The organism is Achromobacter sp. Root170 (genome assembly GCF_001428165.1).
Taxonomy (GTDB): domain Bacteria; phylum Pseudomonadota; class Gammaproteobacteria; order Burkholderiales; family Burkholderiaceae_B; genus Achromobacter; species Achromobacter mucicolens.
The window spans coordinates 481,771-505,415 of record NZ_LMHN01000015.1 but is presented as its reverse complement, the minus strand read 5'-3'; the positions used below and the strand labels follow the sequence as shown (position 1 = coordinate 505,415).

Below are 23,645 nucleotides of genomic sequence, written 5' to 3'. Positions count from 1 at the left end.
GCACCACGAATCCTAAAATACAAAATATTCAATCAATTATTCCCACAATATGAACACGACAGGATCAACCGGGGGAACCCAGAGCATGCGCCGCGCGCTCGGCCTGCTGCGCGTGCTGGCGCAGCATCAGGAGGACGGCATCGATCTGCAGGGTGTGATGACCGCGACCGGCCTGGAGCGCTCCACCGCCCACCGCCTGCTCAGTTGCCTGCTGGAAGAACAATTCGCCGAACGCGACCGCGCCACCCGCCGTTATCGGCTGGGCGTGGATTCGATGCAACTGGGGATTGCCGCCTTGCGCCGCACGCCGCTGCTGGACGCGCTGCGACCCTTTGCGCAGAAGCTCGCCCGCCTGTCGGGCGACACGGTCTTCCTGGTGATCCGCCAGGGCGACTACGCGCTATGCCTGCTGCGCGAGGCCGGCTCGTTCCCGGTCAAGGTCTTCACCATCGACCAGGGCGAGCGCCGCCTTCTTGGCGTGGGCGCGGGCGGCCTGGCGCTGATGGCGGCACTGCCCGACGAGGAGATCGCCGCGCTGTATGCCCGGCACGCCGCCAGCTACGCGCACATCCGCGTGTCCAGCACCGCGCTGATGAAGGCGGTCCGGCAGACCCGCGCCGCGGGTTACGCCGAGATTGTGGACACCATCACGCCGGGCGTATCGGGCGTGGGCGTGGCGTTTCCAGTGTCCGAGCTGACGTGGGTGGCGTTCAGCTTTGGCGCCATCAGCAGCCGGCTCGACGCGCCCCGGCGCGCGCAGATGGGCGCCTTGCTGCACGCCGAGTGCCAGGCGTGGGCCAAGGACTACCTGGGTCAGGACGCCAAGTAAAAAGCCCGCAACGCCCCGGCGCTACCGGGACGTTGCGGGCTTGCGGCGCGAAAAGAATCAGATCCGTTCGAAGATCGCGGCGATCCCCTGGCCGCCGCCGATGCACATGGTGACCAGCGCATAGCGGCCTTGCACGCGCTGCAGCTCATGCAAGGCCTTGGTGGCAATGATGGCGCCGGTTGCGCCGATGGGGTGGCCCAGGCCGATGCCGCTGCCGTTCGGGTTCACCTTGGCCGCGTCCAGCTTCAGCTGGCGCGACACCGCGCACGCCTGGGCGGCAAATGCCTCGTTGGCCTCGATGACGTCCAGCTGGTCGACCGTCAGGCCCGCGCGCTTGAGCGCCGCCTGGGTGGCGGGCACCGGGCCGATGCCCATGATGTCGGGGTCCACGCCGGCGTGAGCGTAGGCGACCAGCCGCGCCAGCGGCTTGATGCCGCGCTTGGCCGCGACCGAGGCGTTCATCAGCACCAGCGCGCCCGCGCCGTCGTTCAGGCCGGACGCGTTGCCCGCGGTGACCGTGCCGTTTTCCTTCTGGAACACCGGCTTCAAGCCGGCCAGGCTGTCGGCCGTGACGTCGCGGCGCACGTGTTCGTCGGTGTCGAACACGATCTCGCCTTTGCGCGACTTGATCTTCACGGGCACGATCTGGTCGCGGAAGTGGCCTGCATCGATCGCGGCCGCGGCGCGGCGGTGCGATTCCGCGGCCAGGGCGTCCTGGTCCTGACGGTTGATGCCGAACTTTGCGGCCACGTTTTCCGCCGTGACGCCCATGTGCATCTTGCCGAACGGGTCGGACAGCGCGCCGGTCATCATGTCCAGCATGACGCTGTCGCCCATGCGCGCGCCCCAGCGCTGAGCCGGGGCGATGTACGGCGCGCGGCTCATGCTCTCGGCGCCGGCGCCCACGGCGATGTCGGCGTCACCCAGCATGATCGACTGCGCGGCCGACACGATGGCCTGCAGGCCCGAGCCGCACAGCCGGTTGACGTTGAAGGCGGGCGTTTCCTTGGAGATGCCGGCATTCATAGCGGCCACGCGCGACAGGTACATGTCGCGCGGCTCGGTGTTGATGACGTGGCCGACGGCCACATGGCCCACTTCGTCGCCCGAGACGCCCGCGCGTTCCAGCGCGGCGCGGATGACGGTGGCGCCCAGATCGCAGGGCGGCACATCCTTGAGCGCGCCGCCGAAATCTCCGATGGCGGTGCGGACGGCCGAAGCGACGATGACTTCATTCATGGTGTTTCCTCCTTGTGGTGCGTTTTGAGTCGCGCGATGCGTTGCTTGAAGTGCGGTCCATCATACTGCCGGGCCGCCGCGCCCGCGTTTCGGCCGCCGATACCGAAGCCATATCAGAAAGGCAAAAAATACTATTGGACAGCGTTCGACGCGTTCCCCGATAGTGGCCACCGGCGCCCCTTGCGGCGCCGTTGTCCGACCCGGAGCGCCTGATGATCGATACGCTGGAACTGACTGCCATTCCCCCCGAGGACGAAGCCTTGCGCACCGAGGTGCGCGCCTTCCTGGCCGATGCGCTGGACGGGCTGGAGCCCGATGAGCGCGCGCGCTCGTGGATGGGGTTTGACGCCGGATTCAGCCGCCAGCTTGCCGAACGCGGCTGGCTGGGTCTGACGTTGCCGCGCGAATACGGCGGTGCGGCGCGCGGCCATTTCGCGCGGTTCGTGCTGTCCGAAGAATTGCTGGGCGCGGGCGCGCCCGTGTCGGCGCACTGGATCGCGGACCGCCAGAGCGCACCCCTCGTCCTGAAGTACGGCACGCCGGCGCAACGGGACTTCTACCTGCCCCGCATCTGCGCCGCGCAGGCCTTTTTTTGCATCGGCATGAGCGAACCGGGCTCCGGTTCGGACCTGGCCAGCATCCGCACGCGGGCCGAGCCCGATGGCGGGGGGTGGCGCCTGAACGGCAGCAAGATCTGGACGACCAACGCGCACCGCTCGCACTACATGATCGCGCTGGTGCGCACCTCGGGCACCGTGGACGATCGGCATCAGGGGCTGTCGCAGGTCATCGTGGACCTGTCTCTGCCCGGCGTGTCGGTGCGGCCCATCGAAGACCTGGCGGGCGACGCGCATTTTTCGGAAGTGTTCTTCGACAACGTGGCCTTGCCGGCCGATGCGCTGATCGGCGAGGAAGGCGCGGGCTGGGCGCAGGTCAACGCCGAACTGGCCTTCGAGCGCAGCGGCCCCGAGCGTCTGTACTCCAGCATCGCGCTGCTGGAATGCTGGCTGGCGCACTGCCGCGAGCGCGACGCCGACGCCGCAAGCCGCGCCACGTTGGGCGCCATCCTGTCGCAGATGGCGGTGCTGCGCGCCATGTCGCTGGCGGTTGCCGGCAAGCTGGCCGCCGGCCTGAGTTCCGCCACGGAGGCGTCGCTGGTCAAAGACCTGGGCACCGAGCTTGAACAGGCCATCCCGCGCCTCATCGGCGATACGCTGGGCCGGCATCCTGACCGGCCCGTGCCCCTGCCGCTGCTGCGCACGCTGGCGTATCTGGAACAGGTTGCCCCCACGTTTTCGCTGCGCGGCGGCACCCGTGAAATCCTGCGCGGGATCATCGCCCGCGGACTTGGCCTTCGATAAGGACGACCGCCATGGACAACATTTTTGGCGATGCCGCCGAACGCCTTTTTTCCCAGACCTGCACGCCCGAGGTGATCCGCCGGACCGAACAGGGCCAGCCGCCCGCCGCCGCGTGGCAGGCCTGCGAGGACGCGGGCTTTGCGGACGCGCTGGTTCTGGAAGCGCATGGCGGCGCGGGCCTGGGCCTCGCAGACGCGCTGCCGGTCGTGCTGGCGGCGGGCCGGCACCTGTGCCCCTACCCCATTGCCCACACCCTGCTCGCGCGCGCCTGGCTGAGCCGCGCGCAGCGTCCGCAAGCGGCCGGGTCGATCGCGCTTGCGCCGCACGGCCTTGCCATCGATGGCGGACGCATCGCCGGCGTCAGCGTGGCCTGGGCGCGCAGCGCCGACTACGTGCTGGCGGGCATCGGCGGCCAGACCTGGCTGCTGCCCATGCAGGCGGCGCGCGTCGAACCGAACGGCGTGCACGGCAGCCTGGACGGCGGCGCGTCGTGGGCGCTTGGCGACGCCGAACGTATCGAGGGTCCCGCGCCGCTGGACACGCTTGCAGCCGCCGCCTATGCCGGCCTGATCGCCGGCGCGATGGACCGGGTGCTGGCGATGACGCTTGCGTACGCGAACCAGCGCGCGCAGTTCGGCAAGCCCATCGGCCGCTTTCAGGCGGTGCAACAGCAGATCAGCGTGATGGCCGAACAAGTGTGGGCCGCCCGCATGGCGGCAGAACTGGCCTTTCAAGGCGACGATGGCCTGCCCCGCCCCTTGCTTGCCGCGTTGGGCAAGGCCCGCGCAAGCCAGGCCGTGGCGCAGGTGGCCGACATCGCGCACGCGGTGCACGGCGCCATCGGCGTCACCGAGGAATATGACTTGCAGCTTTACACCCGCCGGCTGCGCGATTGGCGGCTGGCGGCGGGATCGGAAGCCCACTGGCACGAGCGCATCGGGGCGGACGCGATCGCCAGCGGGGCCGATGCGCTGACCTACCTGCGCACGGCGTTGTACGCCCGGCCAGCCGCCTAGCCACGCCACGCGTTTCGCGACAACAACGCGAAACAACGCGTCGCGCTTGCGGCAATCCCGCAGGCAGGCTTAGGATGGAGCATGGTTCGTTTCGGGAGCACATCGTGAAGACAGTTGCTGAGCTTCTCAGGGAAAAGGCCAATCACGCCGTCGTGACGGTTTCTCCGGATTCGTCGGTCTTTGACGCGATCAAGACGATGGCCGACCGCGGCATCGGCGCGGTGGTGGTGGTGGAAGGCGACGTGGTGCTGGGCATGCTGACCGAACGCGACTACGCGCGCAAGATCGTCCTGCAGGACCGCTCATCGCGCACGACCAAGGTGCGCGACATCATGACGGACTCGGTCTACTACGTCGGTCCCGCCGACACGCGGGAACACTGCATGGCGATGATGACCGAACGGCATTTCCGCCACCTGCCCGTCATCGACAACGACAAGCTCATCGGCCTGCTGTCCATCGGCGACCTGGTCAAGGACGTGATGAGCGAGCAGAAGTTCATCATCCACGAACTGGAACGCTACATCACGGGCGAACGGGGTTAAAGGAGAGGGCTGGCCGGCTGCACCTAGCCGGCCGCGCCTAGCCGGCCGCGCCTAGCCGGCCGCCAACATTCTCGACGCGGGGACGATCAGGCCCAGGCCCGCGGCCAGCAGCAGCACGAACACCATGCGCTTGACCGTCTTCATCGAATTCTCGGTGCTGTAGCGGCGCGCGAACCACGTCACGCCAATCACGACCGGCAGCGCCTGCACGCTCATCCAGAAAGACGACGCCATGAAGGCGCCCTGCCCGGTCACGAGCGCAAGCCGCACCGTGGCGTTGAGCGAAAAGAGGATCAAGAGGCTGTTGCGGATGGTGGCCAGCGGCAGCGGCTGGCGGTACAGGTGATAGACCATGGGCGGACCAGCGCTGGAAAACAGGCCGCCCAGCACGCCCGACACGCCGCCGAAAAACACGCTGGACGTGCGTGAAGACAACTGCGCCAGCGGCTGGGTACGCGTCACCAGCAAGATGGCGCACGCCAGGATGGTGACGCCAAGCAGCAGTTGCAACAGCACCGCCATGGACCCGCTGATCCACGTCAGCGCGGCCACGCCCACCCCCACGCCAGCCAGGCTGCTGACCGCGGCGGGCGTCAGCAGCGACCAGTTCACCTGCGGTCTGGCGCGCAGCAGCGTGACACCCGCGTTGACCAGCGACAGCACGCTGACTACGTTGGCGACCTCGGCGACCGAAGCCAGCTGAAATACGCCCGACAGACCCAGCAGCACCAGGCCAAACGCAAAGCCCGTCATCGTCTGGGCATAGGTGGCAAGCGCCACGCAGGCCAAAAACAGCAGGTGTTGATCGATGCTCATGCGACGGGTGGAGCCAGACCTCGGCTCTGCCCGGCTGCGCGCCGGGGCGGCAGTGAGCGGATCGACGGGAAACGGCGTGGTAACAGGTTAACGAGTTAACGGGCTAATGCTTTTCGGCGGGAATGATAGCACCGGGGAAATGCGGTGATCCGGCCCCCTTCGCGCCGAATGCACACAGTTGGTCACAATCTGATGCGCTCATGCACCCCGGCCATGCCGCTCGGCCGCTATCCTTGCCGCCCGGCTATCCCCTGCCGTCCGCCGCGCAAACCTCGTTCGCGCAGCGCTGGCGGCCCGCCTGCGTACCGAGAATGACGCCCAAACAGACCACCATCAATACGGTGACGCTGACCTGCTCCACCTGCGGCAGCGCCCAGTTCACCAAGCTGGACACCAACGAATACCAGTGCAGCCACTGCCACGCGGTCACGCTGGTCGAGGACAACGTGGCGCAGCGCCTGGAAAAAATCCTGCGCAACATCCAGAAGCCTCAGCCGGCGCCCATCAAGCCCGTGGCGATCGTGGCGATCTCGGTGGCGATCCTGGCCGCGGTGATCGTCCCCCTGGTCGTCTCCACGCTGGGTTCGCGCCCGTCATCCGCGCCCACCCGCATTGCCGAACCGCCCATCGACGCCTCGCTGGTCAAGCTGACCGACGTGCAGGAAATCAAGACCCGCGGGCGCACCGAACTCGTCATGATCGTGCGCAACGAAACGGGCCGCAAGATCGACGTGCCGCGTGTATCGGCATCGTTCTTCCAGGGCGACCTGTCGCTGGCCACCGTGTCGGGCTCGGCGCCCGCGCGCTCGCTGCAACCGGGGGAATACACGCCCCTGAAGATCTCTGCGCCGGACAAGGCGTTCAGCCGCTATGACCTGCAGGTTGCCACGCCGTCGCCGGCGCGTGGCAAGAACAACGACGTGGCCGCCAGCAAGGTGCAGCTCGTCCGCAACGACGGCACCTACCGACTGGTTGGCCTGATCCGCAACCAGGGCGTCCAGCCGGCCAGCAGCACGCAGATCACGGTCATGTTGTACGGCGCCGACGGCAGGCTGATCGGCACCGGCAACGGCTACGCCACCGCCAGCCCGCTGGCCCCGGATGCGCTGACGTCGTTTGACGTGCGCTGCGAGATGCTGCGCGACGGCGAGGTCGCCGCCTACGATTACATGGTGCAAAGTGAAAGCTGATCGCTCCCCCTCCCGGCGCCTGTCGCGGCCGGCCCTGGCCGCGCTGGCGCTTATCCTGTTTGCCGCGGGCGCCTACGCCGCCTGGAAGTTCACCGCCCTCGGGCCGCGCAGCCAGCCCCCCGCGCAAACCGCCGCCAAGGCCGCGCCGGCTGCGGCCGAACCGCCCGCCAGCCGCATTGTGCGCGTCAGCCCGGCCAACACGCGGGTCATCGACCATGTCCGTCTGACCACCGAGGAATTGCTGGACCCGGACTTCGCGCTGTTCGACGCCGGGGCGCTTAAGCTGTCGGCGCCGCGCCGCCTGCTCGACGAGATCGAACGGCCCGTGCTGTATGCGGAACTGGTCAACACCAGCAAGGAATACGTGGCGCTGTCGCCGCGGGCCGAGATCGCGGTGTTCGACGGTTCGCGCCCGCTGGATCTGCGCCAGTCCTGGAGCCTGCCGACGTATCTGTATCCCGGCGAGCGCGTGCCCGTGGCGCTGACCGGGCGCGTAGAACGCTTTTCCGAGGTCAAGACGAACTGGCTGCCCGCCAAGCGCGCCGCCCTGCCCGGCCCGCGGCCGCAGCTTGCCGTGACCGTGGAAAACACCGAAGCCGCCATTGGCACCGGCACGCTGAACTTCACCTACCGCTTCCGTTACAAGTACGTGACGGTGCATGGCCGGGTGCGCAACGACAGCGAGCGCGAGGTCGAGAAGGTGCGCGTGTGGGTCAGCCTGTACGACGCCCAGGACCAGCTCACCGGCGCCACCTTCAAGGAATTGCGCGTGCCGCGCCTGCCGCCTGGCGACAGCGCGCCCTTCGAGGTCGAGGTCAAGCAGTACGGCGGCAATTTCGCCCGCGTTGGCGTGGTCTACGACGCCACCGCGCCCTGATCACCCGACTGAAAGGCGTTTCCCCGGGGCGGCCATGCGGCCGCCCTTTTTCATGACGCCCGGCCTGAGATCCGCCGGTCAGCGCCGCCCCGCCCTCCCGGACGTCGCCGCCGAGCAACAGGCTATCGGGTCAAGTCTTATATAAGATATAAGACATTTGCTACCTGCCCCCACTTGCTTCTACAATTCCGGCCGACAACCCTTCTTCCAACCCGACTTTGAGCAGGCCTCACATGCTGGATACTTACCGCCAACACGTTGCCGAACGCGCGGCTCTGGGGATTCCCCCGCTGCCCCTTACGGCCAAACAAACCGCTGAACTGATCGAACTGCTGAAGAATCCGCCCGCTGGCGAGGAGCAGAATCTGGTCGAGCTGCTGACGCACCGCGTGCCGGCCGGCGTGGACGACGCCGCCAAGGTCAAGGCCTCCTACCTGGCCGCCGTGGCCCTGGGCAAGGAAGCTTGTGCGCTGATCAGCCGTGCCAAGGCGACGCAACTGCTGGGCACGATGCTCGGCGGCTACAACATTGGCCCGCTGGTCGACCTGCTGGATGATGCGGAAATCGGCACCATCGCCGCCGATGCGCTCAAGAAGACCCTGTTGATGTTCGACGCCTTCCACGACGTGAAGGAAAAGGCCGACAAGGGCAACGCCAACGCCAAGTCCGTGATGCAAAGCTGGGCCGACGCCGAATGGTTCACCAGCCGTCCGGAACTGCCGGAAAGCCTGACCATCACGGTCTTCAAGGTCCCGGGCGAAACCAACACCGACGACCTGTCGCCCGCTCCCGACGCCACCACCCGTCCCGACATCCCGATGCACGCCCTGGCGATGCTCAAGAACAAGCGCGACGGCGCCGCGTTCGAGCCGGAAGAAGACGGCAAGCGCGGCCCGGTCAAGTTCATCGAATCCCTGAAGGAAAAGGGCCATCTGGTCGCCTACGTGGGCGACGTGGTCGGCACGGGTTCGTCGCGCAAGTCGGCCACCAACTCGGTGCTGTGGTTCACGGGCGAAGACATCCCCTTCGTGCCGAACAAGCGCTTTGGCGGCGTGTGCCTGGGCAACAAGATCGCCCCGATCTTCTACAACACGATGGAAGACGCCGGCGCCCTGCCGATCGAGCTGGACGTGTCCAAGATGGAAATGGGCGACGTGGTCGAGCTGCGCCCCTACGAAGGCAAGGCGATCAAGAACGGTGAGGTCATCGCCGAATTCGAAGTCAAGTCCGACGTGCTGTTCGACGAAGTGCGCGCCGGCGGCCGCATTCCGCTGATCATCGGCCGCGGCCTGACCGCCAAGGCCCGTGAAGCCCTGGGTCTGCCGCCCTCGACGCTGTTCCGCCTGCCCAAGGATCCGGTCGACTCCGGCCGCGGCTTCACGCTGGCCCAGAAGATGGTCGGCCGCGCCTGCGGTCTGCCGGAAGGCCGCGGCATTCGCCCGGGCACCTACTGCGAACCGAAGATGACCTCGGTCGGCAGCCAGGACACCACCGGCCCCATGACCCGCGACGAACTGAAGGACCTGGCCTGCCTGGGCTTCTCGTCCGACCTGGTGATGCAGTCGTTCTGCCACACCGCCGCCTACCCCAAGCCCGTGGACGTCAAGACGCACCACACGCTGCCGGAATTCATCAGCACCCGTGGCGGCGTGTCGCTGCGTCCGGGCGACGGCGTCATCCACTCGTGGCTGAACCGCATGCTGCTGCCCGACACCGTCGGCACCGGCGGCGATTCGCACACGCGCTTTCCCATCGGCATCTCGTTCCCGGCCGGCTCGGGCCTGGTGGCCTTTGCCGCCGCCACGGGCGTCATGCCGCTGGACATGCCGGAATCGGTGCTGGTGCGCTTCAAGGGCAAGCTGCAGCCCGGCGTCACCCTGCGCGACCTGGTCAACGCCATTCCGCTGTACGCCATCAAGCAAGGTCTGCTGACGGTTGCCAAGCAAGGCAAGAAGAACATCTTCTCCGGCCGCATCCTGGAAATCGAAGGCCTGCCCGACCTGAAGGTCGAACAAGCCTTTGAACTGTCGGACGCTTCCGCCGAACGTTCGGCCGCCGGCTGCTCGGTGCGCCTGAACAAGGAACCGATCATCGAGTACATCAACAGCAACATCGTGATGCTCAAGTGGATGATCGCCAACGGCTACGAAGACGAGCGCACGCTGGGCCGCCGCATCAAGGCGATGGAAGCCTGGCTGGCCGACCCCAAGCTGCTGGAGCCGGACGCCGACGCCGAATACGCCGCGGTCATCGAGATCGACCTGGCCGACGTGCATGAACCCATCGTCGCCTGCCCGAACGACCCCGACGACGTGAAGACGCTGTCCGAAGTCGCCGGCGCCAAGATCGACGAAGTGTTCATCGGCAGCTGCATGACCAACATCGGTCACTTCCGCGCGGCGTCCAAGCTGCTGGAAGGCAAGCGCGACATCCCGGTCAAGCTGTGGGTCGCTCCTCCGACCAAGATGGACGCCACGCAACTGACCGAGGAAGGCCACTACGGCGTGTTCGGCACGGCCGGCGCCCGTACCGAAATGCCGGGCTGCTCGCTGTGCATGGGCAACCAGGCGCAGGTCCGCGAAGGCGCGACGGTCATGTCGACCAGCACCCGCAACTTCCCGAACCGCCTGGGCAAGAACACCAACGTGTACCTGGGTTCGGCCGAACTGGCCGCGATCTGCTCGAAGCTTGGCCGCATCCCGACCAAGGACGAGTACATGGCCGACATGGGCGTCATCAACAAGAGCGGCGACCAGATCTACCAGTACCTGAACTTCGACAAGATCCCCGACTACAAGGACGTGGCGGACGTGATCGAGGTCTGATCCTGATCCCCCAGCCAGGCCTCGCGGCCTGAACAACGGCCCCGTGCAATCGCCCGGGGCCGTTTTTTTTGCCTCTGTCCGAGCGATTGGGATCAGCAGGCAGCCTGTATAACGAAACGTTTCAATACAATCCAGGCATGCCGGTGAGACGTCGGCCGCCATCGCCGGGAAAGCCCCGGCGCATTTTTCCTGGAGGAAGCCTGCCAATGATCCGGCTATTGCCGCCGACGCTGTTGCTGACGCTAGCCGGCTGCGCCACTGCGCCGCCCTCGAATCCCGACAACATCTGCGCCATCTTCCGCGAGAAGCCGGAATGGCACGACGCGGCGCTGGAGGTGCAGAAGAAATGGGGCGCCCCGGTGCCGGTGCCGATCGCGATGATGTACCAGGAGTCTTCCTTCAAGCACGACGCGCTGCCGCCGCGCTACTACTTCCTGGGCTTCATCCCGTGGGGCCGCGTGAGCTCGGCGTACGGTTATGCGCAGGCCAAGGACGAAACCTGGGCCGACTACAAGCGCGAAGCGGGCGGCTGGACATCCAGCCGCGACAACTTCGCCGACGCGCTGGACTTCATGGGCTGGTACATGAACAAGACGCAGCGTATCAACGGCATCTCGAAGTGGGATGCGTATGGGCAGTATCTGAACTACCACGAGGGCTGGACCGGCTACCGCAACCGCAGTTACGACCGCAAGGCATGGTTGAAAACCGTCTCGCAGAAGGTGCAGGCGCGCGCCGAGAAGTTCACGGCGCAGTACAAGAGCTGCGAATCGAGCCTGTCGCGGGGCGGATGGTTCTGGTGAAGGGCTGAATCGCCCGGGTGTCTGACACCGTCCACCGCGCCTCGCGCTGCATGAACGAAAAAAAATCCCGGCGGGCCGGGATTTTTTCTGCGTGGACGGTCGCCCGCCGCGATCAGAAGTCCATGCTGGCCGACAGCGAGAACGTGCGCGGGCCGCCCAGGACGAGGTAGCCATTGCCCGGATAGCCGCCCACCGACGACCAGTAGTTGCGGTTGGCGATGTTGTCCACGCGGGCGCGCAGCGTCAGGACGTGGCCGTCCACGTCCATCATGTAGCGCAGGCCGGCGTCAAAGCGCGTCCAGCCCGGAACCTTGAGCGTGTTGGCGTCATCGGCATACGACGAGCCGGTGTAGACCACGCGGCCGTCGATGGCCATGCCTTCGACGCCCGGGATGTCCCATTCCACGCCCATGTTGGCCTGGAAGCGCGGCACGCCGATCACGCGGTTGCCATTCAGCGAGGCGGTGCCCGTCGACACCTGCTTGGCATCGAGCCAGGTCAGGCCGCCCAGCAGGCGCACGCTGCGCACGGGTTCGCCGAATACGGTCAGCTCGACGCCTTGGTGGCGGTCCTTGCCTGAATTGGTCAGCTCGTTGGCGGCGTTGTAGGCCGCGCGCGGCTTTTCCGTCGAGAAGAACGCCAGGCCGCCACCCAGGCTGTCGCCTTCGTACTTCACGCCTACTTCCTTCTGCTTGGACACGAAGGGCGGCAAGCTCTGGCCCACGTTCGGCACCGGGCGGCCGCCTGCGGTTGCGGGCGCGGTCGGGCCGGCAACCAGGGCTTCGATGTAGTTGGCATACAGCGATACGCTGGGCGCAACCTTGACCACCAGACCGAAGGCGGGCGAATTGTGGCTGGCGTCGTAGGCGCCGCTTTCGTTGCCGGTGTTGTACGCGTAATCGCGCTGCGACATGCGCTGATGGCGGATGCCGGCCGTGAACAGCACCTTGTCGTCCAGGAAGGACATCGTGTCGCCGATGGCGTAACTGCTCAGGCGGGTACGGCCCTGCAGCGCGGGGTTGTCCAGATCATTGCCGCGCAGCGCGCCGGCGCTGAAGGCAGGCTTGTCGTACGAGATGGGATCGTAAATGTTCGTGGGAAACGTGTTGCGGAAGTCCATCACGTACGCGTTCTTCTTCTTCAGATCGAACCAGGACGCCGACACGACGAACTCGTGCCCCACGGGACCCGTGCGCAACTTGCCGCGCAGCCCGATTTCACCCGTGTTGACGCTGTCTTCACGCGTGTTGTCGAAGCGGTAGAAGTTGCCGGCGCCGGTGCTGCCGTTGGTCAGCGTGATGTTGCCCAGGGAGTTGGCTTCGTCGCTGCGGCGCATGCCGAACGCGCCGTACGCCGTCAGCTTGTCGCTGAAGTCATGTTCCGCGCGGAGCGTGCCGAAGACGTCGCGCTCGTTGGAATACGTCCACGGCTGCGCGTAGTTGGAGCTGGCGTCCGGCGCATCGGGCACGGTCGTGACGCCGGCGCCCAGCGTCACGTTCGGGCGCGGGCGCTTGAGCTTGTTTTCCTGCCAGCCGATGTCGGCGGACAGGCGCGTGTCGGCGGACCGCCAGTCCAGGCCCAAGGAGACCACGCTGGTGCGGCTATGTTCGTCGTCGATGGCCGTGTCGCCACTGCGCTGCGCGGCGTTCAAACGGATGCCGGTGCTGTCGTCCGGGCCAAAGCGGCGGGCGATATCGGTGGACAACTGGAACTGGCCGCCGCTGGAAACCCCCGTCGTGACCCGCGTCAACGGCTCGTTCGGCGCGCGCTTGGGCACCAGGTTGATGACGCCGCCAATGCCGCCGCCACCGGGCGTGGCACCGGTCAGGAAGGCCGTCGCGCCGCGCAGCACTTCCACGCGCTCGAAGAGCTCCGTGGCGATGTATTGCCGGGGCAGCAGGCTGTACAGGCCGTTGTACGCCACATCATCCGAACTCAGAATGAAGCCGCGAATGAAGTAAGACTCCTGGAAATTGCCAAACCCCCGCGCCACGCGCACGCCCGAGTCGTTCTGCAGCACGTCGCCCACGCTCTTGGCCTGGCGGTCCTGGATCAGCTCGTTGGTGTAGCTGGTCACGCTGAACGGCGTGTTCATGAAGTCCTCGGTGCCGAGGATGCCGACACGGCCGCCGCGGGCCACCTGCCCGCCCGCGAACGGCGCAGACAGACCGCCTGCCGATGCGTCCGCGCTGGCCTCGACCCGGATGGCGTCCATCGAGGTCACGGAGCCGCTGGTCGTGGCGGGCTGAGTCTGGGGAGCGGTCTGGGCGTGGACGGCGCCAAAGCACGGCAAGGCGGCGGCCATGCAAGCGAGAGTTCTGATTTTCATATCGGGGCGCTGGTAAAGCGGAAGCGGGTCCGCGTTGCGGTGGGGAGATCCGCAAAAACCCGATTCGAATCGCGTGGCTATCCGGGGTGACCGGCGCCATCCAAGCTCATTCGCGGTTGGGGTCTTGAGGTCTGACCGCGACGATGTTACCAAAAGAGAATCGTTCTCATTGATTCTCTCAAACAGAATTGAGGCTCGGCGTTGCGGCCAAGCAACATATCCCGCGACGATTCAGCAGGTCGTCAGCGCATCGGCCGGTTCGGTTTCCCCATACGCCGCCAACGCCTCGGCAAGCGCCCCGTCCGCGTCGGGCAACGCTGCGTCCCCCTGCTGCGGCACTTCCCCCACCGCCGATCCCGCCACCAGCACGAAGTGCACGGGCTTCTTGCCGGCCATCAGCAGCAGGACCCCTTCTTCACCATCCCGCGTGGCGCCCGCCACCGCGGCGCTGCCGGCGGGCACGATCGCAAAATCCGGATCGCCGCCCGCCACCTTGGGCAGCGGCCCCGCCCCCTTGCTGCAATGCCTGGCGCGCACGCCCAGGTCGCCCTGGATGGCGTAAAACCAGGCGTTCCAGCCGGGCGGCATGGGCACCAGGGTGGTTGCGCCGGGCCGTAGCCAGCCGTCCAGGATCAGCAACGGTTCGGGCGTGCGCAAAGGCGACTTCAGCCCCCCGAAGCTGCCGGACACGACCCGGACCTTGCCCGATGGCGCCTGGATGGCAGGCATGTCCGCGGCGCGCAGCATCGAGGTCATGGGCGGCAAGGATTTCAGGTGCGCCGGATGATCGATGAAGATCTGCAGGCCGTGCAGCCGGGCCTCGCCCACCGGCCGCTGCGCGTGCACGATGCCGCGCCCGGCCTGCGTCCAGTGCAGGTCGCCCGCGTGAATGTCCTGGTTGTTGTCGATGCCGTCCAGGCTTTGCATGACGCCGGTGCTGTCTTCCAGCATCAGGGTCGCGGCGCTGATGCCCGCGTGCGTGTGCGGTTCGAAGGTCGGCCCCGTCATGACGAAGTGATCCACCAGCACCACGGGCGAGATGCACCGCGAGAAATCGGTATGGCGAAACTGGCGGATGGTGCAGGCGTCGCCCATGTAGCGGCTGGAGCCCGGAACGACGGCGCTAAGGTGAAGAGTCAAAAATGCTGCCTTGCTGGTTGCTGAACATGTATTGCCGCGACAGCTTATGAGTTCGGACTGCCGGACAGTAGGGGCCAATTTCAGGAATAATTGTCCCGTCCGTCAGGACAATGCCAGCAAATATTCCGAATTCCCCTATTAAAACGCTGTATGCCTAACTACGTTCACCGCCTTGAAGACCTGCTGCTTTTCAGCGAAGTCGTTGAAAAAGGCGGCTTCTCGGCGGCCGCACGTGTGTTGAATATGCAACGTTCCAAGCTGAGCCGCCGAGTCGCCGAGCTGGAAGCGCGCCTGGGGGTGCGCCTGCTTCAGCGCAATACGCGGCGCGTGTCGCTCACCCCGATGGGCGAACAGATTCATGCCCACGCCAAAGCGCTGGCCCGCGAAGCGCGCAGTGTCTTCGACCTGGCCGCGTCCATGGGCGATGCGCCCGCCGGGATGCTGCGCATCACCGCGCCCTCGCCGCTTGCGACCCGGATTCTGGGCGGCCTGGTCGCCCGCTTCTGCGCTGAGCACCCCCGCGTGCGCGTGCTGCTGGAGACGCGAGACCAGATCATCGACCTGGTCGGCGAAGGGTACGACCTGGGCTTTCGCGCCCAGTCATCGTCGCTGACCGACGCCCGGTTGAATGCGATCGAAATCTCCGCCGTGCCGATGGCGTTGGTGTGCAGCCCGGCGATGGCCAAATCCCCGCCGCGTCACCCGCGCGACCTGGCCACCCTGCCCCTGCTTGCCCACGGCACGCAGGACGGCCTGCACACCTGGCGCTTGACCGGCCCGGGCGGCGAAATGGAAGCGGTGGAATTCCAGCCCCGCAGCCTGAGCAGCAATATGGACACGCTGCGCGCCATGGCGGCGGCGGGCCTGGGTCTGGCGCTGGTGCCGCGCTATCTGTGCGGCGACGATCTCGATCAAGGCCGGCTGGCGCGCATCCTGCCCGACTGGACGCCCGCGCCCGCCCGGATCTATGCCGTCATGCCGGCGCGCTGCGGCGAGCCGCTGGCCTTGAAGCGCTTTCTTGAATTCACGGCGGCTGAATTGCCCGCGCACCTGACCTGAAGCGCGGCTTCCGGAGCACAGGGCCTTGCAGGCTTGGCGCGCGTCCGCCAAAGTAAGGGTTTCGCCGAATCCGAACCGGTCTGGCGCGATACGGTGCCGGAACTTTGACGTGCCGCTCAAGTCTTATATAAGATATAAGACACAAACCAAGATATAGACCCTCGGCAAACTTGTCCAAGAGACAATGACAAACTCGCCGAAACGCCTGAAAATGCCGCCTTCAGCCTGGGCAAAACCACGGAGTCCATCATGCCGCACAACACCCTAGACACACTCAAGAATTTCAAGATCGGCAACAAGTCCTGTCAGTTCTATTCGCTGCCGGCGCTGGGCAAGTCGCTTGGCATCGATGTGCAGCGGCTGCCGGTCTCCATCCGCATCGTGCTGGAATCCGTGCTGCGCAACTGCGACGGCAAGAAGGTCACCGAAGAACACGTCCGTCAGCTGGCCAACTGGCAAGCCAACGCCAAGCGCGAAGATGAAATTCCGTTTGTGGTCGCCCGCGTCGTGCTGCAGGACTTCACCGGCGTGCCGCTGCTGGCCGATATCGCCGCCATGCGTTCGGTTGCCGACAAGATGGGCAAGAGCCCCAAGAGCATCGAGCCCCTGGTGCCCGTGGACCTGGTGGTGGACCACTCGGTCATGATCGACTACTTCGGCACCAAGAACGCGCTGGACCTGAACATGAAGCTGGAGTTCAAGCGCAATCAAGAGCGCTACCAGTTCATGAAGTGGGGCATGCAGGCATTCGACACCTTTGGCGTCGTGCCCCCGGGCTTTGGCATCGTCCACCAGGTCAACCTGGAATACCTGGCGCGCGGCGTGCACCAGGACAAGAAAAACAACGTCTATTACCCCGACTCGCTGGTGGGCACCGACAGCCACACCACGATGATCAACGGCATCGGCGTGGTCGGCTGGGGCGTGGGCGGCATCGAGGCCGAAGCCGGCATGCTGGGCCAGCCCGTGTACTTCCTGACCCCGGACGTGGTGGGCGTCGAGCTCAAGGGCCAGCTGCGCGGCGGCGTCACCGCCACCGACTTGGTGCTGACCATCACTGAAATGCTCCGCCGTGAAAAGGTGGTGGGCAAGTTCGTCGAATTCTGCGGCGAAGGCACCGCCAGCCTAACCGTGGCCGAACGCGCCACCATCGGCAACATGGCACCGGAATACGGCGCCACCATGGGCTTTTTCCCGGTCGACGAACGCACCATCGACTACTTCCGCGGCACCGGCCGCACCGAAGAGGAAATCGCCGCCTTCGAGGCCTATTTCAAGGCGCAGAAGATGTTCGGCGTGCCCGCGTCCAAGGACATCAATTTCACCAAGCTGCTGACGCTGGACCTGTCCACCGTCGCGCCGTCGCTGGCGGGCCCGAAGCGGCCGCAAGACCGCATCGAGATCGGCAACGTCAAGAACACGTTCATCGACCTGTTCTCCAAGCCGGTGGCCGAAAACGGCTTCAACCAGCCCGCCGAAAAGCTCGACCAGACCTTCACGACCAGCGCCGGCACCAAGATCAAGAACGGCGACATCCTGATCGCGGCCATCACGTCCTGCACCAACACGTCCAACCCCAGCGTGCTGCTGGCGGCGGGTCTGTTGGCCAAAAAGGCCGTGGAAGCCGGCCTGACCGTGCCCAAGCACATCAAGACCTCGCTCGCCCCCGGATCCCGCGTCGTCACCGAATACCTGACCAAGACGGGCCTGCTGCCCTACCTGGAAAAGCTCGGGTTCGACGTGGCCGCCTACGGCTGCACGACCTGCATCGGCAACGCCGGCGACCTGACCCCGGACCTGAACGAAGCCATCATCAGCAACGACCTGGTGTGTTCGGCCGTGCTCTCGGGCAACCGCAACTTCGAGGCGCGCATTCACCCGAACATCAAGGCCAACTTCCTGGCCTCGCCCCCCCTGGTCGTGGCCTATGCGCTGGCCGGCACCGTGACGCGCGATCTGATGACCGAGCCCGTGGGCCGCGGCAAGAACGGCGACGTGTGGCTGGGCAACATCTGGCCGACCACCGAGGAAATCGACGCGCTGCTCAAGTACGCGCTGGACCCGGAAGCCTTCGAAGCCAACTACGGCCAGGTCAAGAGCAATCCCGGCAAGCTCTGGGAAAACATCAAGGGCGTCACCGGCGACACCTACAACTGGCCCGATTCCACCTACATCGCCGAACCGCCCTTCTTCGAGGGCTTCGGCATGACCCCGGGCGCGATGCCCACGGTCAAGGGTGCGCGCGCGCTGGGGGTGTTTGGCGATTCGGTCACCACCGACCACATCTCGCCTGCCGGTTCCATCAAGGAAAGCTCGCCCGCGGGCAAGTGGCTGAAAGAACACGGCGTCATGAAGGCCGACTTCAACAGCTACGGCTCGCGCCGCGGCAACCACGAAATCATGATGCGCGGCACGTTCGCCAACGTGCGGATCAAGAACCTCATGATCCCGGCGCTGCCCGACGGCAGCCGCTTCGAAGGCGGCGAAACGCTGTTCCAGCCCACCGGCGAACAGATGTCGATCTATGACGCCGCCATGAAGTACGTCGCAGCCGGCACACCCACCGTGGTGTTCGGCGGCGAAGAGTACGGCACCGGCTCGTCGCGCGACTGGGCCGCCAAGGGCACCCAGCTGCTGGGCGTCAAGGCGGTCATCACCCGCAGCTTCGAACGCATCCACCGCAGCAACCTGGTGGGCATGGGCGTGCTGCCCCTGCAGTTCAAGGGCAACGACAGCGTGCAATCGCTGGGCATCACGGGTGAAGAAACGTACGACATCTCCGGCCTGGAAAACGGCATCAAGCCGATGCAGGACGTGACGCTGACGATCACGCGCAAGGACGGTTCCAAGCAGGACGTGACCGTGCTGCTGCGCATCGATACGCCGATCGAGGTGGATTACTACCAGCACGGCGGCATCCTGCCGTTCGTGTTGCGCCAGCTGCTGGCGGCCTGACCGACAGCGGGTTCGCGTCAACAAACACGCCCCGGGACCTTGCGGTTCCGGGGCGTTTTTCATTGGCCCTGCGTCATGATTCGGCAGGTGTCTGACCCCTGGTCATCTTTAATCGAACTGATAGGCGTCCATCGCCAGCGCCCCGTACGACACCTCGTCGTTCAGGCGCTTTGCCTTTTCTCCGCCCGCGCCCAGCGCCACGTACAGCGGCATCAGGTGGTCGTCGTGCGGGTGCGCCTGCATCGCGCCGGGCGCCTGCGCCTGCCAGTCCAGCAGCGCGGGCACGTCGTGGCGCGCCAGCTTGTCTGCGTACCACGCTTGAAATCCCGGCACGTAGTCCGCCGCGGGCGCGTTCTGCGGCATGCGGACGTGGCGCAGGTTGTGCGTCAGCGACCCTGAGCCAATGATCAGGATGTCTTCGTCGCGCAGGCGCGTCAGCGCGCGGCCCAGTTCCATCTGGCCGGCCGCGTCGCGGCCCATGTCCAGCGACAGTTGCACGACGGGCACGTCCACATCGGGATACAGGTAGCGCAGCGGCACCCAGGCGCCGTGGTCCAGCGGACGCCGCGGATCGCGGTCGGCGGTGATGCCCGATTCCGCCAGCAGCGCCTGCACGCGCGCGGCCAGTTCAGGCGATCCGGGCGCGGCGTATTGCAGCGCATAGAGCTCGGCCGGGAATCCGCCAAAATCGTGCCAGGCAACCTGCTGGTCACGGGTCGACAGCGCCAGGCCTTCGCCCATCCAGTGCGGCGAAACCACCAGAATGCCGCGCGGCTTGCGGCCCTGCGCGGCGCTCCAATCGGCCAGCGCGGGGCCGGTCCGGCCGGGCTCGACGGCCAGCATGGGAGAACCGTGGGAAACGAAAAGCGTAGGCCAACGCATGGCGATGCCTCCAGAAGCAATTAACGATGCTCACATTGTCAGCCGATTCAAATGCGCAATAAATCCCCTTCGTGGGGATTGTCTGTTGCCCGATCAGCATCAATCCGTCATCTTGCAGATACTGCCGGCCGCCCCGGCGACGGCGGCCGGCGCAGGGCGAACCTCGCGCCCCCGCCGCGAGTGGCGGGCGTTAAACTACGTCGTTACACACTGAATGGACGTCCCCCGAAGTTATGGCCCGATCCCGCAGCCAATCCGCTCCCCGCATGACCCGTGACGCCACCCGGCTGGTCGCGCTTGCCCAGTCGCTGAATCGCTCGGGCAGCCGCGTCGAAGACGTCTTTTGGGAGACCCAGCTTGGCGAAGCGATCCCGAAGCTGCTCAAGGCCGGTCAGGATGCGCCGCTTGAAGCGGCGCTGGACCACCTTGCCCAAAGCGACGTAGGCGCCTACGAGGTCCTGATCGAACAGGCCGAAACCCTGTCCGAATCGATGAAGATCGAGAAAAACGGCGTCCGGTACGACGTACTGCTGATCGTCGCGCCCATCGTCGCGTGGACCCGCTATGCCATTCCGACCGGCCCGATTTCCGCCAACGCGCAGCAGGCCCTGCTGGCGCAGTTGCATGGGCACGTCCTTTCCAGCAACGCGCGCACCGCGCTGATGCCCATGCTGGTCAGCGTGGACCAGATGCCGCGCACGTTCTCCGAGACCTGGCAGTGGCTGCAACGCCTGGGCGCACAAGCACTGGGCGCCGAAACCACCAAGCCGGCGCTTAATACCGACACCGAAACGGCCAACATGCTGGCCGACACGCGCTACATCGTCGGCACGGTGGCCGTCCCCGAGGGCGAGCCGATCTTCCGCTGGCAGGAACACGTGGGCGATGCCGACGCCAGCCGCGATGCGTGCCTGGCGCAATGGGCGGCGCAAGCGCAGCCCACCCTGGCCGCGCTGCTGCCCGGCTGCGGTTTTGAAGCCCTGCTACCCGATGCCTACTACGTCAGCAACCGCGAAGCCGATCGTCAGGTTCGTCCGCTGTCGCTGCGCGCGGCGGTCAGCTGGCTGGAAGGCGCCGTCAACCTCGAAGCCGCGCAATTGCGTGCGGTCGTGGCCGGCTGCGGCGAAGGCCGCATCGACGAATACCGCATCGGCTTTACCGCGCGCAACAGCAACGACGTGTACTACGGCTGCGTCTGGCCGCTGTACGGCCGCGAGGAAGACCTGGTCATGGACGAAGGCCAGCCGGACGTGGTCGACGAGATCGCGGCGCTGCTGAAGGAATACGGCGTGACCGACGTGCGCCGCATCCCCGGCGTGCTCCCGCCCGAATACTGCGAGGACTGCGGCGCGCCCTACTTCCCCAATCCCCTGGGCGAACTGGTGCACGCCGAGCTGCCCGAGGACGCCGAGGCCGCGCCCGCCCAGTTCCACTAGGCCTGCCATGCAAGCGGACATCTTCTGCCGGGTCGTCGACAACTACGGCGACATCGGCGTGTGCTGGCGCCTGGCGCGCCAGCTTGCGCGCGATTTCCACTGGGATGTCCGCCTGTGGGTCGATGACCTGGCCAGTTTCGCGCACATCCAGCCCGGCATCGTGCCAGGCGCCGCGCGCCAGCAACTGGCAGGCGTCGATATCGTGCATTGGCCGGAAACGCCCGACGCCGCGCTGCAGGCGCGCGACGTCGTGATCGAAGCGTTCGCGTGCGACCCGCCCGAGGCATTCATTGCGTCCATGCGCCGCACCCATCCCGTCTGGATCAACCTGGAATACCTGAGCGCCGAGGCCTGGGTCGAAAGCTGCCACGGCCTGCCGTCGCAGCGGCCGGACGGTCTGGTGAAGCACTTTTTCTTCCCCGGCTTCACACCGGCCACCGGCGGCCTGCTGCGCGAGCCGGCCCTGGCCGCGGAACGCGAAGCGCTGCAAGGGTCGGCCGGCTTGCAGGAGGCCTTCCTGCGATCGGCCGGGGTGCCGGACGATGCGCTGGCCCTGCGGCGCGATGGCGCCCGTACCGTGTCCCTGTTTTGCTACCCGTCCGCACCGGCGGGTGAACTGGCGCAGGCGCTGGCGGCCGAGGCGCGCTCCACCCTGCTGCTGGTTCCGCAAGGCGTCGCGCCGGCGCTGGAAGCCGCCTGCCAGACGGCAGGATCGCCACGCGTCGTCCGCCTGCCCTTTCTTGCCCAGCCCGATTACGACCGCCTGCTGTGGTGCGCCGACCTCAATTTCGTGCGCGGCGAAGATTCCTTCGTGCGCGCCGCGTGGGCCGCGCGCCCGCTGATCTGGCAGATCTATCCGCAGGACGAAAACGTCCATCTGGAAAAACTGGAGGCCTGGCTGGCGCGCTATCCGGCCCCCGAATCCGCCCACGCGCTGATCCGCGCCTGGAACCAGTCCGAACCGGGCAGCACGGCCCCGGCCATCACGGCCGCGCTGGCGCCCGACGCCTGGCAGGCATGGGTGGACGCGGCGCACGCCTGGAACGCCAGCCAGTCCGCGCTACCCGGTCTGGCGGAAAATCTGGCCGCATTCTGCGCAGAGTTGGCCAAGAAACGCTAGAATAGAGAGTTTTCTGAGTCGCCCTGAATGTGTCGGGCCTCAACTATGACGCCTCCCGGGGTGTGCAAAAGCCTGATGCGGCTTATGCAAGCACGGCGAGTGCACCCATCACCCCCGGAGTTTTATCGATGAAAACCGCTCAGGAATTGCGAGTCGGCAACGTGGTCATGGTCGGCAAGGATCCCCTCGTGGTCCAGAAGGCCGAATACAACAAGTCGGGCCGTAACGCCGCCGTCGTCAAGCTGAAGTTCAAGAACCTGCTGACCGCCTCGGCCAGCGAATCGGTCTACAAGGCCGACGAAAAGTTCGAAGTCGTTCAACTGGATCGCAAGGAATGCACGTATTCCTACTTCGGCGACCCGATGTACGTCTTCATGGACGAAGAGTACAACCAGTACGAAATCGAAGCCGAAAGCATGGGCGACGCCCTGAACTACCTGGAAGAAGCGATGCCCGTGGAAGTGGTCTTCTACGACGGCCGCGCCATCTCGGTTGAACTGCCCACCACGCTCGTGCGCGAAATCACCTACACCGAACCCGCCGTCCGTGGCGATACGTCGGGCAAGGTGACCAAGCCGGCCAAGATCAACACCGGCTACGAACTGAACGTGCCGCTGTTCTGCGCCATCGGCGACAAGATCGAAATCGACACCCGCACGAACGAATACCGCAGCCGCGTCAACAACTGATCCGGCCCAGCGTCAAAAAAGCCAGACCTCGCGGTCTGGCTTTTTTTATTACTGCAGCCGTTCGTCGTCCAGGAAGTCGGGCACGGCCATGACTTCAATGCCGTCTTCGGCGAGGGCTTCGCGCTCTTCCACAGTGGCGGTGCCGCGGATCGGGCGGTCGTCGGCATCGCCTTCGTGGATGCGGCGCGCTTCTTCGGCAAACCGCGGGCCGACGTTTTCAGTGCTGCGCACCAGCGCCCGGACCTGGCGCATGACGGCGGCCTGCAGGGCGGCCATCTTTTCGGCGTCGGACGCGCCGGGCGGCACCAGGGGCTGAGCGGCAGGCGCATGCAGGTGCGCGACGTTCAGGCGGGGCGCGGACAGGCGCTTGGTGATGGTGGCCGACCCGCAGACCGGACACGTGACGAGGCCACGCGCCTGCTGCGCATCGTAGTCTTCGTGCGACCCGAACCAGCCTTCAAAAATGTGGCTGTGGTCGCACTCGAGGTCAAAAACTTTCAGTGCCATGGCGGGTATATGGAGTTCCGCACGCAG

At 66.2% G+C, this 23,645-nt stretch carries 19 protein-coding genes; 13 read left to right on the top strand and 6 right to left on the bottom strand.

Features of this window, described 5'->3' with window-relative positions; translation table 11 throughout:
• Positions 1 to 49 precede the first annotated feature (49 nt).
• Positions 50 to 829: an IclR family transcriptional regulator gene (locus tag ASD87_RS16665; protein WP_056323811.1), complete on the top strand. Its 780-nt coding sequence runs from the start codon at positions 50 to 52 to the stop codon at positions 827 to 829.
• A 57-nt stretch (positions 830 to 886) separates the two neighbouring features.
• Here ASD87_RS16665 and ASD87_RS16660 read toward each other — a convergent pair whose 3' ends face one another.
• Positions 887 to 2,068 carry an acetyl-CoA C-acyltransferase family protein gene (locus ASD87_RS16660; protein ID WP_056323808.1) on the bottom strand — a complete coding sequence of 394 codons (1,182 nt, stop codon included), beginning with the start codon at positions 2,066 to 2,068 and terminating at the stop codon, positions 887 to 889.
• 212 nt (positions 2,069 to 2,280) lie between these two features.
• Between ASD87_RS16660 and ASD87_RS16655 the strand changes: the two genes are divergently transcribed.
• The 3 genes from ASD87_RS16655 (at position 2,281) to ASD87_RS16645 (ending at position 4,990) form a co-directional block, all read left to right on the top strand.
• On the top strand, positions 2,281 to 3,429 hold the full coding sequence (locus tag ASD87_RS16655) for an acyl-CoA dehydrogenase family protein (RefSeq protein ID WP_056323806.1): 1,149 nt from the start codon (positions 2,281 to 2,283) through the stop codon (positions 3,427 to 3,429).
• Between the two features lie 11 nt (positions 3,430 to 3,440).
• On the top strand, positions 3,441 to 4,445 hold the full coding sequence (locus tag ASD87_RS16650) for an acyl-CoA dehydrogenase (protein WP_056323804.1): 1,005 nt from the start codon (positions 3,441 to 3,443) through the stop codon (positions 4,443 to 4,445).
• 104 nt (positions 4,446 to 4,549) lie between these two features.
• Positions 4,550 to 4,990 (top strand): CBS domain-containing protein, encoded by a 441-nt coding sequence (locus tag ASD87_RS16645; RefSeq protein WP_056324612.1) that lies wholly within the window; start codon positions 4,550 to 4,552, stop codon positions 4,988 to 4,990.
• A gap of 51 nt (positions 4,991 to 5,041) precedes the next feature.
• On the opposite strand, the gene ASD87_RS16640 is transcribed toward ASD87_RS16645, so the two are convergent.
• A complete protein-coding gene (locus ASD87_RS16640; protein ID WP_056323801.1) occupies positions 5,042 to 5,806 on the bottom strand; it encodes a TSUP family transporter in 765 nt (254 codons plus the stop codon).
• Positions 5,807 to 6,117: 311 nt separating this feature from the next.
• Here ASD87_RS16640 and ASD87_RS16635 point away from each other — a divergent pair, with 311 nt between their 5' ends.
• The 4 genes from ASD87_RS16635 (at position 6,118) to ASD87_RS16620 (ending at position 11,501) form a co-directional block, all read left to right on the top strand.
• Positions 6,118 to 6,996, top strand: a complete 879-nt coding sequence (locus tag ASD87_RS16635) for an FxLYD domain-containing protein (protein ID WP_056323798.1) — start codon at positions 6,118 to 6,120, stop codon at positions 6,994 to 6,996.
• Positions 6,986 to 7,873 carry an FxLYD domain-containing protein gene (locus ASD87_RS16630; protein WP_056323795.1) on the top strand — a complete coding sequence of 296 codons (888 nt, stop codon included), beginning with the start codon at positions 6,986 to 6,988 and terminating at the stop codon, positions 7,871 to 7,873. The genes ASD87_RS16635 and ASD87_RS16630 overlap by 11 nt, the downstream gene beginning before the upstream one ends.
• Positions 7,874 to 8,106: 233 nt before the next feature.
• Positions 8,107 to 10,698: a bifunctional aconitate hydratase 2/2-methylisocitrate dehydratase gene (acnB, locus tag ASD87_RS16625; protein ID WP_056323792.1), complete on the top strand. Its 2,592-nt coding sequence runs from the start codon at positions 8,107 to 8,109 to the stop codon at positions 10,696 to 10,698.
• A 206-nt stretch (positions 10,699 to 10,904) separates the two neighbouring features.
• A complete protein-coding gene (locus tag ASD87_RS16620) occupies positions 10,905 to 11,501 on the top strand; it encodes a hypothetical protein (protein WP_056323789.1) in 597 nt (198 codons plus the stop codon).
• A gap of 112 nt (positions 11,502 to 11,613) precedes the next feature.
• On the opposite strand, the gene ASD87_RS16615 is transcribed toward ASD87_RS16620, so the two are convergent.
• On the bottom strand, positions 11,614 to 13,830 hold the full coding sequence (locus tag ASD87_RS16615; RefSeq protein WP_056323787.1) for a TonB-dependent siderophore receptor: 2,217 nt from the start codon (positions 13,828 to 13,830) through the stop codon (positions 11,614 to 11,616).
• A gap of 231 nt (positions 13,831 to 14,061) precedes the next feature.
• Entirely contained in the window at positions 14,062 to 14,970 is a 909-nt protein-coding gene (locus ASD87_RS16610) for a pirin family protein (protein WP_056323784.1), read from the bottom strand.
• Positions 14,971 to 15,120: 150 nt separating this feature from the next.
• Between ASD87_RS16610 and ASD87_RS16605 the strand changes: the two genes are divergently transcribed.
• Complete coding sequence (locus ASD87_RS16605) at positions 15,121 to 16,029, top strand: LysR substrate-binding domain-containing protein (protein ID WP_056323780.1); 909 nt, start codon at positions 15,121 to 15,123, stop codon at positions 16,027 to 16,029.
• A 249-nt stretch (positions 16,030 to 16,278) separates the two neighbouring features.
• Positions 16,279 to 18,984: an aconitate hydratase AcnA gene (gene acnA / locus ASD87_RS16600; RefSeq protein ID WP_056323778.1), complete on the top strand. Its 2,706-nt coding sequence runs from the start codon at positions 16,279 to 16,281 to the stop codon at positions 18,982 to 18,984.
• A 108-nt stretch (positions 18,985 to 19,092) separates the two neighbouring features.
• On the opposite strand, the gene ASD87_RS16595 is transcribed toward acnA, so the two are convergent.
• Positions 19,093 to 19,866, bottom strand: coding sequence for a class III extradiol ring-cleavage dioxygenase (locus tag ASD87_RS16595; protein ID WP_082586320.1), 774 nt, complete (start codon positions 19,864 to 19,866; stop codon positions 19,093 to 19,095).
• Positions 19,867 to 20,099: 233 nt separating this feature from the next.
• Here ASD87_RS16595 and ASD87_RS16590 point away from each other — a divergent pair, with 233 nt between their 5' ends.
• The 3 genes from ASD87_RS16590 to efp all read left to right on the top strand — a co-directional run bounded on the left by ASD87_RS16590 (position 20,100) and on the right by efp (position 23,111).
• Positions 20,100 to 21,302, top strand: a complete 1,203-nt coding sequence (locus ASD87_RS16590; RefSeq protein ID WP_056323772.1) for a DUF2863 family protein — start codon at positions 20,100 to 20,102, stop codon at positions 21,300 to 21,302.
• A gap of 7 nt (positions 21,303 to 21,309) precedes the next feature.
• Positions 21,310 to 22,422 carry an elongation factor P maturation arginine rhamnosyltransferase EarP gene (gene earP / locus ASD87_RS16585; protein WP_056323769.1) on the top strand — a complete coding sequence of 371 codons (1,113 nt, stop codon included), beginning with the start codon at positions 21,310 to 21,312 and terminating at the stop codon, positions 22,420 to 22,422.
• A 128-nt stretch (positions 22,423 to 22,550) separates the two neighbouring features.
• Positions 22,551 to 23,111 (top strand): elongation factor P, encoded by a 561-nt coding sequence (efp, locus tag ASD87_RS16580; protein WP_006225610.1) that lies wholly within the window; start codon positions 22,551 to 22,553, stop codon positions 23,109 to 23,111.
• A gap of 48 nt (positions 23,112 to 23,159) precedes the next feature.
• Here the strand turns inward: efp and ASD87_RS16575 are convergent, their stop codons facing one another.
• On the bottom strand, positions 23,160 to 23,618 hold the full coding sequence (locus ASD87_RS16575) for a DUF1178 family protein (protein WP_056323766.1): 459 nt from the start codon (positions 23,616 to 23,618) through the stop codon (positions 23,160 to 23,162).
• Between the last annotated feature and the right edge of the window lie 27 nt (positions 23,619 to 23,645).